The following is a 14453-nucleotide window of genomic DNA, read 5'->3' as shown; positions in this document are numbered from 1 at the left end:
GGCGTGCACCGGATCAGGCCTCGGTACTTGCACGGTGGAGGAATCTGTCAACACCGTTCGTGGGGGCTCCCGTTGACACGCGTCGTAGGGAGTGTCAGTAGTGTGCACCCCGTCAACTCTGTACGTCCATGTCACCCCCCGCATCACCAGCACCCTGTTCCCCCCACCTCGCACGCCGCGCCGCGTGCCCCCGTTTCGATGTCCAGGAGACGTGAGCCCCGGTATGACCGACACTTCCGTGACCGGACTGTGCCATCTGACCGTGCGTGCCCCGGCCCGCACCATCGACCTCGCCGTGCCGTCCGACGTGCCGGTCGCCGATCTGCTGCCCACGGTGCTGCGGTACGCGGGGGAGGAGGCCGAGGAGACCGGTCTCGAACACGACGGCTGGATACTCCAGCGCCTCGGCGGCCGGCCGCTCGACGAGGAGGCGACCCTCGCCTCGCTCGAACTGACCGACGGCGAGGCGCTCCATCTCCGGCCGCGCACCGAGGCGTTGCCCGAGGTACGCCTCGACGACCTGGTCGACGGCATCGCCGCGGTCACCCGGGACCGGCTGCACGGCTGGAGCCCGGAGGCGGCGCGGCGGCTGCTGCGCGGCCTGGTCGCGGTGGCGGTACTGGCCGGACTGGTCCTGCTGGCCCTGCCGGGCACCCCGGCGTCGCTGCGCGCGGCCACCGCCGTGGGCGCGGGCCTGCTGCTCCTGGCCGGGGCCGCGTCCGCGAGCCGGGCCGTGGACGATCCGGCGACCGGTGTGGTCCTGGGCCTGCTGGCGTCACCGGCGCTGGCGCTCGCGGGCTGGCTGGTGCCGGGCGGTGAGCTGAGCGGTCCGCAGGCCCACCAGGTGCTGGGGGCACGGCTGTTGGGGGCGGCGGCGGCCTGGGCGGGCGGCGCGGTGCTGGCCCTCGCGGCCTCCGCGGCGCGTACGCCCCTGTTCCTGGCATCGGCGCTGGTGGCGTTCGCGACGGCGGTGGGCGGCGTTCTGATGACCGTGTTCGACGTGCGCGTGGCGGCGGCGGCCGGGGTGATCGCGGCGCTGACGGTGCTGCTCGGGGGCCTGGTGCCCTCGCTGTCGTTCAAGTTCGCCGGGATGCGGATGCCGCCGCTGCCGACCAACCCGGAACAGCTGCAGGAGGGCATCGAGCCCTACCGGGGCACCGACGTGACGGTGCGCACCGAGCTGGCCGGCGAGTGGATGACCGCGCTGTACGGCGCGACGGGCGTGCTCTCCTCGGCCTGCCTGGTCGCCCTGGCCCGCCGCCCGAGCCTCCCGGCGCTGCTGGTCGCGCTGGTCCTGTCGCTGCTGCTGCTCCTGCACGGCCGGGGCCTGGTCAACACGGCCCAGCGGCTGGTGCTCGTACTGCCGGGCGCGTGGGGGCTGCTGCTCCTCGCGTTCGGCTGGGGCCTGCGCCTGTCCGGCACCGAGCGGACCCTGCTGGTCGCCGGGCTGCTCGCGGTGGCGGCGGCGCTCACGGTCGCGGTGTGGACCGTACCGGGACGGCGCATGGTCCCGTACTGGGGGCGCGCGGCGGAGATCCTGCACTCCCTGCTGGCGATCGCCCTGCTGCCGCTGACCCTGTGGCTGCTGGGTGTCTTCGGTACCCTTCGCGGCATTTTCGGCTGACCGCCCGCGAGGGCCGACCCGACCAGAACCTGAACGACCGAGCAGGAGGAAAGCGTGCGGTCGAAGCGCGACCAGGTGCAAGCGCACACGTTCATGATGGGCCGCCTGACCTCGGGCATGCTGCTGGCCGACCCGGACGCACCGGAGAGCCCGCTGGGCCGTACCAGCCGGGGCGCCCTGGTGGGGGTGATCGTCGGTGTGCTGTTCTGCGGCGGGGCGCTGGTGTTCGGGCTGCTCAAGCCGGGCGGCAACGACGCCTGGCGCAGCGGTGACACCCTGATCGTCAACAAGGACACCGGCGCCCGCTACCTGTACGCCGACGGCAGGCTGCGCCCGGTGCGCAACTACGCCTCGGCCGTGCTGATCGGCGGCTCCGACCTGAAGACCACCTCGGTCGGCTCGGCCTCACTGGCGGGCACCCCGGTCGGCAGGCCGGTCGGCATCACCGGCGCCCCCGACTCCGTACCGTCGTCAGGCGAGTTGGAGTCCTCGCCGTGGGAGGTCTGCTCGACGGGCTCCGGCCTGCGGACGACCCTCGTGCCGGGCGCCCCGGTGGAGACGGACCCGGTCGGCGTGAAGTCGGCGCTGGTGGTGAAGGGCCCGGACAAGCACATGTACCTGGTGTGGCAGGGCAGCCGGCTGGAGCTGGACGAGGACTCGGGCGCGGCGGAGTCCCTCGGCTACGCGCCCGTGACCCCCCGCCCGGTGTCGGCGGCCTTCCTGGACGCCCTGGTGACCGGCCCGGACCTGGCCACCCCGAAGGTCGACGGCCGCGGCACGGCAGGACCCGAACTCGGCGGCCGGGCCACCCGGATCGGCCAGGTCTTCCGCGTGGTGGCGGGCTCCGGGAACCAGGAGTACCTCCTGCAGAAGGACGGCCTGCACCCGGTGACCGACACCCAGTCGGCGCTGCTCCTCGGCGATCCGGACACCCGCAAGGAGGCCTACGACGGCGGGGCGCCGAACGTCGTCACGATCGACGTCTCCGACCTGCGGGCCCATCAGGCACCGGGAACGGCGGGGACGGACCCCTCGGTCGCCGGGCTGCCGGACAGTCCGCCCAGCGCGCTGGCGCTGGCGGCGGGGGAGTCGGTGTGCGCCCAGGTCGACCCGGCCGGCGGGCAGGTGCGGGTGACCTCGGTACGGGTCGCCGAGACCGCGCTGTCCCCGGCGGCCCAGGCCGACCCGACGGCGCTGACCGCGGCCTGCGTGCCGGTGGACCGGGTGGTGGCCAGGCCCGGACACGGCACGCTGGCAAGGGCGTTGGGCGCGGCCGGTGAGACGGTCGGCGACACCACCTTCCTGGTCGGCGACGACGGAGCGAAGTACCGCATCCCGGACGCCAACGCGCTCGCCGCGCTCGGTTACGACGGCGCGACCCCGGTACGGGTGCCGTCCACGCTGCTGTCGATGCTGCCGACCGGGCCGGAGCTGAGCGCCCGGGCCGCCGCGTCGGACTCGGGCGGAGCGGCACAGGCACCGGGCGGGTCGGCGCAGTGCGGGACCGGCGGATCCGGCCTCGGCGGGACCGGTTCGGGTCCGGCCGCGATCGCCGGACGAGCCCCGGTGAGCGGTGGGGCCGGGGCGCCGCAGTCGGGTGTGAGCTCCAACTCACTCTCCGCGGCGGCGAACTGACGAATTCTCGCCGATCGAGATCGTGTTCACGCCAAACCGGAACAGATCCAGAACCGGAATCCGCGGAGTCACGTGTTCCGGTCAAGTTGCCTAGCAGTAAAAGTATTTGACGGGAAGCCGGATGCAACCTCAGATCTTCCTCAGTTCGTTGCCGCCGCAACTTCCGTCAATCTAGGCTCAGTTGCACTCGTACTGTAGATCGACTGATGAAAGGTGGGACGATGGCTGGAGATGGCCAGCAGTCAAGCGAAGGCTCGACCCGGAACGGAATCCAGGCCCTGGAGAGCGCCTTCAGCGGCATCGTGAAGATCCGTCAGGACGTCGACAGCACCCGTTCCACCCTGGGCAGCGGCTACCAGGGCAGCGACGGCGGCCAGTACGGCCAGCTCCTCGCGCAGTGGGACGGCCAGTGCAACGTCATCCTCAAGAACCTCGAGGACGTCATCGACCGGCTGAACCAGAGCCTCGTGGAACACAACAAGACCCAGGGTTCCTCGAACGACTCCATCAACCAGGCGTACAACGCGGCCCAGTCGGCCTTCGACCAGCTCGCCGGCTGACCTCGCGTCGACGTCCGATCCCCCCATCGCGTAAGAGAGGCAAGCTGTGGCAGACAACCTGTCCGACGGTGTCATCTACGTCAGCTACAACCACATGTCGAACGCCGCGGACGACATGGTGGCGCAGACCAAGGCGATCGCGCAGACGCTCTCCAGCCTTGAGCAGGAACTCGGCGAGCTGTCCAAGACCTGGTACGGCAACGACGCCGACACCTACCGCCAGAAGCAGGCGGCCTGGGACGGCGCGGTACAGAACATGGAGACGCTGCTCACCTCGCACTCGCAGCTCCTCAACGAGATCTCCAACAGCTACAAGTACAGCGAGAACTCCCTCAGTCAGATGTGGTCCGAGGTCACCATCGGCCGCTGAGCCGCTCGGCTCCACCGCACCGGCCGGTCTCCTCGCGGTCGGTGCGGTCCAGGCTCCTTCCCGTTCCGTCGCCGCGCCGTACGCCAGGGTCGGCGCGTTCCGCCCGCGGAGGCACCCATGGCTGATCTGACCCACCTCGACTCGACCGCGCTGAAGAACTTCAAGAACACCGACGTCGCCGACTTCATCAGCGATCTGCTGGACATCCGCAAGGACAACCCGGCAGGCGTCCGGTCCCTGAAGAACCTGCTCGCCGAGACCGGTGCCGGCTCCGCCGCGGGCCTCGCCAAGATCCTGCGCATCGGCCTGATGAACGGCGGCGACAGCAAGGACCCGGTCGGCGGCTCCACGCTGGTGGAGGCGCTCAAGACACAGGCGACCGCGCTCGACAAGATCCTCACCGATCACAAGACGCTCTTCGACGACATCGACGACGCGCTGGACGAGACGATCACCACCCTGCTGAAGAACCAGGGCGACAGCCTCGACGCGATCGACGGCGAGAAGCTGCTGGACATCTTCGACACCGTCGACGGCGACATGGGCGGCTCCGGCTCCAAGAGCTGAGGCCGGTCGAGCGGCCCACCGGCTCCTGCCGAGCCCGGGCCCCGCACCTCGGACCCCCCACCCCGTCCCTGTCCCCACCCCTCCTCCGCAGCGGAGTTCCGCCCCATGGCCGACAGCACCACCGGGACCGCCGGCTACGACCCGGACGACTACTTCGCCCAGGCCGTCACCGACTTCACCGGTTACACGATCCCGCCCCGGTCCACGCTGTTCAACAAGCTGAGCAGCTCGGCAAACGACGACTTCGGCGACCTCAAGCTGTTCCGGATGGACATCCAGGGCATCAGTATGAGGTCGGTGACCGCGGCCGACTACTCGGCGATCGGCGGCTGGCAGGTCAACAAGGGCGAGGACTACGACCTGGCGTTCTACGACGCCGGCGGCGACGGCGCGCACAACAGCGTGAGCATGAAGAAGGCCCGGATCGTGATGATCGGCGTCACCGTCGACGGGAACGGCCGCGCCACGCTCTGGAGCGGCGGCGAGGTCACCGGCGGCGGCGCGTTCGAGGGCTCGTACTCGCACGTCCAGTGGGACTCGGGGCCGATGGCGCAGTACATCTCGGGCAGCAAGCTGGTCCTCGACCATCTGCTGTCGTCGCCGTACTCGACGCAGGGCTTCTCCTACAGCGGACTGTCGGTCACCGACGACAACGCCGTCGACATGCTCTCCTTCGAGCGCACCGGACAGTCCTTCGACCGCGTGGTGCAGTTCTTCAAGGACCACTCCGACATCGTCAACCAGTGGATGACCTCGCTCGGCGAGGACCAGGCGGCCTGGAAGGGCAAGGCGGCCAGCCTCTTCTGGCATCTGCTGAACGAGCTGAAGACCAACTACGACGGCTACGTCTCGCAGTTGGGCGGCCGGGACTTCACACCGACCAACACCACCCTCGGCGGCACCGTCCCGCAGTCGAAGCTGAGCGACGCGCTCGCGGCCGCGCAGAAGGCGCTGAAGGACGCGGTCACCGCCATCCAGACCGCGTGGACCGACTGGGCCTCGGACGGCCAGCACGACCCGCACTACCACGTGAAGAAGATCCTCGACGAGATCAGTCAGTGGGTCATCAACAACAACATCAACCACGTGCAGAAGAAGTCGACCACCACCAGCAGCCAGTACGGAACCTCCACCTCCACCACCTACTCCACCGACGCCGGGTTCAAGCAGTCCGTCCCCGAGTACGGCGACCTCACCCAGCACACCACCTGGCAGAAGGTCGCCGACGCCGCCGTCAAGAGCTGGTCGGACCACGCGGACGCGAAGCTCAAGCAGCCGTCCATCGACGCGCTGAGCGCCGTGAAGAACGCCTGGGCCGATGTGCAGGACGCCTTCGCCCAAGAGGTCAAGAACAAGAACTCCGAGACGCTCTCCGAGGTCCTCCAGAAGGAGGAGAACGAGATCGCCGAGAAGGAGGCGAAGGAGAACAACGACAAGCTCAACGACAACCTGAACAACCTCGGGGACAACCTCAACAACCTCGGCGACAACCTGAACAACCTCAACGACAACGTGAACGACAACCTCAACAACCTGGGGGACAACCTCAACAACCTCAACGACGGCCTGAACGACAACCTCAACAATCTCGGCGACGGCCTCAACAACCTCGGCACGAACCTCAACACCAACCTGAACGACAGCCTCAACAACATCGGCGACGGCCTGAATTCGAGCCTCAACAACCTGAACGACGATCTCGGCAACAGCCTGAACAACGTCGGCAGCGGGCTCGACGACCTCAATAACCTCAACACCGACAGCCTGTTGAACAACGACGGCTCGAACGGCAACAACCCGACCGACCTCGCCAACGCAGCGCTGAACACCCTCGGTCCCTCGCTCCTGAACAACGGCAGCGACACCACCAAGGACGGCTCGACCACGCTCAACTCCCCGACCGGGGGCACCACCCAGCTCAACGGCGACGGCAGCCTCACCACCACGTTCCCGGACGGTTCCACCCAGACCATCGACCCGTCGACCGGCCTGGTCACCACCACCAACCCGGACGGCACGACCTCGGTCTCCCAGCTCAACCCGGGCAGCACCATCACCAACCCGGACGGCTCGACCACCACCCTGAACGACGACGGCACCCTCACCACCAAGTTCCCGGACGGCACGAGCCAGACCCTCGACCCGACCACCGGCCAGGTCAGCACCCTCAACCCGGACGGCACCACCTCGCTGTCGCAGCTCAGCCCGACCGAGGGCTCCTTCACGACCCCGGACGGCTCGACGGCCCAGCTCAACGCCGACGGCTCGGTGACCACCCACTTCCCGGACGGCTCCACCGAGACCCTCAACCCGGACACCGGGCAGATCTCCGTCACCGACCCCTCCGGCAACGTCACCACCACGCACCTCAACCCGGGCGACTCCTTCGCCAACCCGGACGGCTCCACCACCACGCTCAACAACGACGGCACGCTCACCACCAAGTTCCCGGACGGCTCCGTCCAGACCCTCAACCCGGACACCGGCCGGCTCACCACCACCGACCCGTCGGGCCACACGACCACCACCGACATCGACGGCAGCGGCCTCCCCTCGTCCTCGATCGACACCAGCGGCCTCAACGGCAACGGCATCGACACGAGCGGCATCGACACGAGCGGGCTGAACAACGGCAGCGGCCTCGACACCAGCGGCCTGAACACGACCGGGCTCAACAGCGGCGGACTCAGCGGCGGCAGCCTCAACACGTCCGGCGGCGTGGATTCGGGCCTCGACAGCGGCTACGACGACTACGACAGCACCCCCTACACCGGCGGCGCGCTGCGCTCCGACGCCCTCGACACCAGCACCCTCGCCGCCGCCTCCACCGGTGAGCAGAGCGCGTCGGGCGGCACCCCGCTCAACCCGATGGGGATGGGCGGCATGGGAGGCATGGGCGGCGGCATGGGAGGCGGAGGCGGAGGCGGCGGACAGGGCGGCAACACCGAGCGCACCCGGGCCGTCCTCACCGACCCGTCCAACGGTGCCACCAGGCGCGGTCGGGCCAACCGGGCGACCTCCGTGGACGAGGACGAGGACGTCGTGTTCACCCGGCCCACCACGTCCAGCGCCCCCTACCCGGTGGGCGGACCCGGCAGCAACGGCGCGGGCCAGAACGGCCGTTCCACGGAGAGCGGCGACCGGGCCCGGGATGCCTGGCTCACCGAGGACGAGGACGTCTGGGGCACCGACGAGGGCGGTTCACCGGCGGTGATCGGACGATGAACACGGGACGTTCTGTTCGGGACCGCGTGCGAGGTGCGCGATGAGCAGTGAGTCGATCGAGCAGCGGCTGGCCAAGGCGATGGCCGAACTGGAGGCCACCGAGGCTGCGGTGGCCCGCGCCGAGGGCGAACTCGCCCACGCCGAGAGCACGGTGCGTTCCGCGGACCGCGCCGTCGAGGTGACCGTCGGCGCACAGGGCGACCTGCGCGCGCTGACCTTCCTGGACGACAAGTACCGCACGATGCCCGCCGGTCAGCTCGCCGCGAGCGTGCTGGAGGCGGTGCAGGAGGCCCGGGCCCGGATGGCCCGGCACGTCATGGCCACCTTCGAACCCTTCACCAAGGCCAGCCCCGAGGCACCCGAGATCACCGGCTTCGACGTGGACTGGAACAAGATCTTCGGGCCCGGAGTGCTGGAGGGCCCCAAGGGCGGCCGACGGCGCGGAGCCGGCCGGCTCCGCGACGAGATCAGCGAAGACCCGGAGGACTGAGAAGACGATGTCGGAGAACGCCTACTCCGCCAGCCCGCCGGCGCTCATCGCCGGCACCCGGCAGATCGAGCAGATCAGCCGACTGGCCAACGAGATGATCAGCGAGTTCATCACCGATGTGTCGTCCACCTCCGGCTGGCCCGGACACGACGACAGCTACGCGAAGCAGATGCTGCCGCAGGAGAAGGAACAGCGGGAGGGCTCCGTCAAGACCGGCTCGTCCCTCTCCGAGGCGATCGTCAGCATCGGCGACGGCACCCTCACCAACCTCAAGAGCGTGCTCGGCACCCAGAACGGCGTCCTGGACGCCATCCACGACTCCAGCATCAACACGGGCGACACCAACAGTGGTTCGCACAACGGAAAGCACTGACGCGGCGGACCGCCCCTGATGACCATCCACGCGTCGCCCCAGCTGAACAACCTGTTGTTCGTGCTCATCGGCGAGAAAATGCTCCAGGCCGACGAGGACATGGCCTACGCCAACGGCAAGCCGTACGAGCGGCTGGGCCGGCGTATGCGTGACCTCTCGGACCTGATCGAGCAGACCGCCGGTGGGGTCGGGCGCGCGCTGCCGCCGCAGGTCGGGAACAACTATGTGCGGGCGATGCACATGTTCCTCGACAGCGGCGGTGTCAACTACCTCAGGGACTTCGCCGACCAGCTCGACGGCATCGGGCAGTCCCGCACCAAGTCCTCCATGGACATCATGGAGTCGAAGTGGCAGATCATCGCCGAACTAGTGCGGCTGCTCATCGAGTTGATGGTCATCGCGGTGCTGTCCGCCTTCACCGGCGGTTCCGCCTCCAGCCAGGCCGCGGTGGCGAAGGCCCGCAGCCGGGTCGCCATTCTCACGCTGCTCGAATGGCTGATGAAGAAGACGCATCTGATGCCCAGCATCACCGAGGCGATCGAGGAGGCGTTCACCACCTTCGCGGTACGGCTGGCCATGATGCTCGGCGCGCCCAAGGGCCGCCGCCCCAACGGCTTCGACTGGACGCAGATCCTCCAGGACGGTGCGTTCGGCGCCTTCGCCGGCCTGTTCCACGGCCTTCTCACCGACCTCGGCAAGGGGCTGAAGAACAACCTCAAGAACATCTTCGGCAGCCACAACCCGTTCAAGGACGTCACCGGCAACGGGAAGAAGTTCAACCAGAAGTTCGACAACCCCGACGTCAACACCAAGCCGAACCCGAAGCCGACCCCCACGCCGAACCCGAAGACCACGCCCACCCCGACGCCTAACCCGCACCTCACGCCCACGCCGACTCCGACGCCCACACCGAAGCCGAAGACCTTCGGCGACAAGCTGAAGCACGAACTCGGCGAGGACGCCGAGCACTTCCTCACCGAGGGCGGCGCGGAGACCCTCGCCGAACTCGCCATGGCGTCCATCTTCGGCTTCCCCGTCGACTCCCTGGACACCTTCCTGGGCAGCGGCCTCAGCTCGATGAGCGAACGCCATCTCGGCCAGGGCGCGGGCGCGTTGGGCAACAAGTTCAACTTCAACACCCCCATGCCGGTGAACACCCTGGGCACGGCGAACATCCCGAACGAGTCCACCACCGACTCCCACACGGACGCCGGCCCCTCGAAGAACAACTCGTCGTCGAACTCGTCCACCACCGACGACAACTCGACGACGACATCGGGTCCCGGCCCCATCAACACGACCTCGAACAACGGCAGTTCGTCGACGGTCAACACCCCGCAACGCACCTCCACGAGCACCCCGCCGCCCCGGTCCACCGACCTCGACACGGATCTCCCCGCCCTCGACACCCACTTCGATGAGGTGAAGGTCGACGGGGGAGACCTGCAGAGCAACATCCCGCACGGGACTACGAGTACGTCCGGTGGAGGCGGTACCCCGCACACCACCGACTCGGGAACTCCGACGCCCGTACGGACAGTTGAGCAGGGCGCCACCTCGGATACAGCGACTCCGGAGCCTTCGTCGGACGTTCCGGTCGCGAGTGGGCCCGGCACCGGCGTCGTGGCGCCGAGCACGAGCACTACCGGATCCGGCTCACCCTCGAGCTCCAGCGGCAGCCCGCACACCACAAACACGGGAACTCCCGCTCCCGTACAGACAGTTCAGCAGCCGCACAGCACCGGTGATCCGCAGAACACGCCGTCGGGTCAGGACACGGAGGATCCCGCGCAGGGGAGCGGTCAGCAGGGCGACACCTCGGACACCTCAACTCCGGTGTCTTCGACGGACGTTCCGGTTGCGAGTGGGCCCAGCACGAGTGTCGTGCCGTCGAGCGCCGGCACCAGTACGAACACGACCGGGTCCGGTGTCCCCACTCAGAGCGGTACGAACTCCGGTAGCCCGGCGGCCGGTTCCGGTACGTCCTCGAACTCCGGTGGCAGTCCTCGTACGACGACAACGGGACGCCCGGAGAACACGACGTCCGACGACAACACCGTCACCACGGACACCACGCACGGCACCGACGCCTCCCCGAGCTCCGATTCCGGCGTCGACAGCAACACCGGCACGGAGACGAACACCGGCACGCACACCAACTCCGGCACCGACACGACCACCAGCGCCGACCCCGCCCCCCTCCCGGGCAACACCCACACCGGCACCGACCTCCCCACGCCCGTCACCACCACCAGCAACAGCGCGCCCCCCACGACCAGTTCGGCACCGGACAGTGATCCCGAGCCGGAGACAGTCCCGTCCGGTACGCCGGCGCCCGTGCACACCTCCTCGGACGTCTCGTCCGACCCGGTGCCGGACAACACGCCCACCCCCACCCCCACACCCGAACCCGTCGTCCTCACCCCCTCCGTGGCGCCCAACACCACCCCGGCACCCGGCAGTTACGAGGACGCGCGGGCCGGGGCGACGCCCTCGGAGCGGAGTCACACCTGGGTCGACCCGGTCTCCCGGCCGGTCGGGGCGGACGGTACGCGGACCCAGTACGTCGTGCGGGCGGGTTTCGCCGTACGGCGTTTCGAGCACGGCGGTGAGCCCGTCACCGATCTCACCGTCAGCTACCGGCTCACCGGCAACCCGGGCCTGGGGCCACAGGTCGACGGTGTCCAGCAGCGGCTGACGGACGGTGTGCAGCGGGTGTTCAACACCCCGGGCCACCGGCTGGGGGACGGGAGCCTGCTGCGCGTCACCGTCGTGCCGGCCGCTCCCGGTGAGACGGCGCACCTCGACGTCACGCTCACCGACCCGGCGGACGGGACCCCGGCCACTCATCACTCCTGGCCGGCCGACATCTCCGACTCCGACCTGGCCCACGAGGTCGGGCACCAGCTCGGTCTGCGCGACGAGAGCGGCTTCGACTCGGCCGCCCCGCACCGCGGCGGTACGGCCAGCCTCATGGGCGACCCGACGCTGTTCACGCCCGCGTCGGACCCGGCGTACACATCGGGTGGGCTGAGGCCCCGTCACCTCGCCCTGATCGGCACCCTGGTCGGCGACCCCGCCGACGACCCCCGCGGCACCGGCCGACGGGGACCGGTCAAGGGCGAGCCGGGCGCGGACCCGCCCGCCCCGGCCAAGCCCACCACCGACACCACCGGCACCGCACCGACTCCGGTGGCCACCACGTCCACCACGTCCACGCTCCCGACGCACACCGATCCGACGGGGACGGATCCGACGGAGACCGAGACCGAGACCGTTCCCGTGCTCCCGCCGGTCCCGGAGATCACCCTGACCACCCCGGAGGGCGACGCCACCACGCCGACCGAGGTGGTGGCCGGCGGTGGGCGCCGTACCTCCTACCTCGGTGGGTACGGGCAGCGGCACGACGGCCAGATGGGTCTGGTCATGATGGAGCCGTTCTCGCCGGACCTGGTCGACGGGCTGCACCGCCAGGTGCTCACCGCGCTCGGCCGGCCGGCCCCGGGCCCGGACGACCCCGTCCACGCGCAGCTGCGGGACGTGCTCTCGGAGCAGCAGCTGACGCAGAACATGCCGTATCTGCGCAGTCTCGGCGGTCACCGGATCGTCCTGGACGTGGACGGCGTCGAGCGGGAGGTGGACGTACGGCTGACGCTCGGCGACCGGCGGCCGTCGGCACGGCAGGGCACGCTCGACACCAGCGATCCCGACAAGCACGTGGAGCGGCGCGGGCAGGGCACCCGGGAGATCGTCTCCGCGCAGCCGTCCGGCACGTTCTCGACGCTTCCGGTGCCGTGGACCCTGTCGGTACCGGTCGGGGCGGCGGGCCCGGTCCGCGGGGTGGACATCGCGCTGGCCGCGACCATCACCCACAACCAGGCGGACGGCTCCTCCACCGTCACCCAGGTCGTGCAGACCACCAGCGCCCAGCGCAGCAACGAGCCCTCGCGCGCCTACGACTTCACCGACAACTGGCAGGTGCGCGTGGACGCGCCGCCCCCGGTCACGGACGCAACAGCCCCAGCCCATACGGCGGTTGTCGTCGCGCACCCCGATCCCGCGCACGACTGGAGTCCGGCCGAGCAGCACGGGGCGGTGACCGTCTGGTTCCCGCAGCACCTCGTGGACGCCGACCGGGATCACGGCCAGGCGCTGCCCGCGCCCGCCGAGCTCGGGCGACTGCCCGTCTACGGCGTGGACTCGGTGCTGAACCCGCGGCGGCTGTACGAGGGTGCGGCGGCGAACTTCCGGGACGATCTGGACGAGTCGTCGTCGGCCCAACTCGCGGATTTCCTGAGCGAACCGATCCTGCGGGGCACGCTGCCGATGCAGGTCGAGGGCGGGCTGTACTCGCCGGTGCTCACCGACGCGCACGGGCGTGCGGTCGGCATCATGCGGCTGGACGCACGGGTCACCGGGAACACCCCGGTGGCCAAGAGCCTCGACAAGAAGATCAACCTCGAGAGCCATGTCGTCAACGTGGTCAAGAACGACCAGAACACGACGTTCAACAGCGGGTTGACCCTCAGCGGCAGTGTCGGACCGACCTTCACGAGCGACCATCGCGCGGGGCACCCGGACGCCTCCCACGGCATCGGCGGCACCGTCAACGGCAAGGGCACCGCCTCCCTCGCGGCGCAGAACATGTTCGGCACCAGCTCCCTCGCGGGCACCATGCACGCGGTGCGCACCAACCGCAGCCATCTGCTGACCGAGGCGGACGTCGAGTACACCCTCACCCTGATCCGGCCCGACGGCACCATGTCCGCCTACACGCCCGGGAGTTGGACCCACGCGCTCGATCTGCGGGTGCTCAGCGCCGACGACGCGGGCGGCCACCCACCGGCTGCGGACGAGGTCCGCGCGCTGCCGCACGAGCTGGCGACACTGGAGTCGATCGGGCAGTCCACCGCGCCGCTCGGCGTGGACGGTACGGAGACGCTGTTCGCGGACGCGGAGACCTGGCTGCGGGACAACGGCTTCCTGCCACCGGCGCCACCGCCGACGGGGACCGCACCGCAGCGGAGCCGGCTGCCCGACGAGAAGCTCGTGCAGGCCCAGTTGAACAATCTGCGGCGGCTGCGCGAGCTGAGTTCCCCGCTCGGGCTGCGCGCGGCGACGGACTCCATGGTGGACGGCGGCCACTCGCTGTTCCTGGAGATCCCCGCGATCACGGGCCGCCGCCGCGTACGGCTGGAACTGGGCGCGCGGCACATCGCGGGCGGCGACCCGCAGCACCGCACGGTGCTGCCCGACATCCAGGTCATGGGCCTGGCCCAGGGCGGGGGCGGCGGCACCGCACGGCTCGGCAACACCTACGGCGGGGGCCTCGGCGCCGGCGCCGGGATCACCGGGCCCACCCCGAAGGGGGGCACATGGACCCTGAGCGGTACGAGCGACTACCAGTACGTCGGCCAGGCCTCGCTCGGCAACACCACCGGAACCACGCTCGGCCACGACCAGTTCTTCATCGCCACCGGGCAGGACTCCCACGAGTTCGCGATACCGGCCCGCATCACGCTCGACCTGTACGAGGGCCCGGGTCAGGAACCGGTGACCCGGTTCGGCGAGGCGATGCCCGGGCCACGCCCCGCGGGCGATGTGGAGGC

9 protein-coding genes (1 of these 9 running past the window's edge) are annotated in these 14453 nt (G+C 69.9%); all 9 read left to right on the top strand.

All coding sequences use genetic code 11. The features are described 5' to 3' along the window. Positions 1-223: 223 nt before the first annotated feature. Positions 224-1624, top strand: a complete 1401-nt coding sequence (eccD, locus tag OH768_RS13775; protein WP_406453463.1) for a type VII secretion integral membrane protein EccD — start codon at positions 224-226, stop codon at positions 1622-1624. 54 nt (positions 1625-1678) lie between these two features. Continuing rightward, a complete protein-coding gene (gene eccB / locus OH768_RS13770) occupies positions 1679-3259 on the top strand; it encodes a type VII secretion protein EccB (protein ID WP_406453461.1) in 1581 nt (526 codons plus the stop codon). A 221-nt stretch (positions 3260-3480) separates the two neighbouring features. Then, positions 3481-3819 (top strand): hypothetical protein, encoded by a 339-nt coding sequence (locus OH768_RS13765; protein WP_033285066.1) that lies wholly within the window; start codon positions 3481-3483, stop codon positions 3817-3819. A 46-nt stretch (positions 3820-3865) separates the two neighbouring features. After that, on the top strand, positions 3866-4189 hold the full coding sequence (locus OH768_RS13760; protein WP_043678268.1) for a WXG100 family type VII secretion target: 324 nt from the start codon (positions 3866-3868) through the stop codon (positions 4187-4189). A 117-nt stretch (positions 4190-4306) separates the two neighbouring features. Continuing rightward, the gene (locus OH768_RS13755) at positions 4307-4756 is read left to right on the top strand and encodes a type VII secretion system-associated protein (RefSeq protein WP_406453459.1); all 450 of its coding nucleotides are present in this window, start codon (positions 4307-4309) and stop codon (positions 4754-4756) included. 105 nt (positions 4757-4861) lie between these two features. After that, complete coding sequence (locus OH768_RS13750; protein WP_406453457.1) at positions 4862-7981, top strand: AAWKG family protein; 3120 nt, start codon at positions 4862-4864, stop codon at positions 7979-7981. Between the two features lie 40 nt (positions 7982-8021). After that, the gene (locus tag OH768_RS13745; RefSeq protein ID WP_362979489.1) at positions 8022-8471 is read left to right on the top strand and encodes a YbaB/EbfC family nucleoid-associated protein; all 450 of its coding nucleotides are present in this window, start codon (positions 8022-8024) and stop codon (positions 8469-8471) included. 7 nt (positions 8472-8478) lie between these two features. Then, complete coding sequence (locus OH768_RS13740) at positions 8479-8844, top strand: hypothetical protein (RefSeq protein WP_406453455.1); 366 nt, start codon at positions 8479-8481, stop codon at positions 8842-8844. Between the two features lie 18 nt (positions 8845-8862). Next, positions 8863-14453 carry the beginning of a hypothetical protein gene (locus OH768_RS13735; RefSeq protein ID WP_406453453.1) on the top strand. 21967 nt of this gene lie beyond the right edge of the window, so the window shows 5591 of its 27558 coding nt (coding positions 1-5591); the start codon lies at positions 8863-8865; its stop codon lies beyond the right edge, outside the window.

This window comes from Streptomyces sp. NBC_01622 (assembly GCF_045209635.1).
In the GTDB taxonomy this organism is placed as follows: Bacteria; Actinomycetota; Actinomycetes; order Streptomycetales; family Streptomycetaceae; genus Streptomyces.
Note: the sequence above shows the minus strand (reverse complement) of the source record. Positions and strands in the feature narration are given on the sequence as shown.

Coding starts and splice junctions, on each gene's coding strand:
- OH768_RS13765 (WP_033285066.1), top strand. CDS start 3,481: ATGGCTGGAGATGGCCAGCAGTCAAGCGAAGGCTCGACCCGGAACGGA.
- OH768_RS13745 (WP_362979489.1), top strand. CDS start 8,022: ATGAGCAGTGAGTCGATCGAGCAGCGGCTGGCCAAGGCGATGGCCGAA.
- eccD (WP_406453463.1), top strand. CDS start 224: ATGACCGACACTTCCGTGACCGGACTGTGCCATCTGACCGTGCGTGCC.
- OH768_RS13750 (WP_406453457.1), top strand. CDS start 4,862: ATGGCCGACAGCACCACCGGGACCGCCGGCTACGACCCGGACGACTAC.
- OH768_RS13755 (WP_406453459.1), top strand. CDS start 4,307: ATGGCTGATCTGACCCACCTCGACTCGACCGCGCTGAAGAACTTCAAG.
- OH768_RS13740 (WP_406453455.1), top strand. CDS start 8,479: ATGTCGGAGAACGCCTACTCCGCCAGCCCGCCGGCGCTCATCGCCGGC.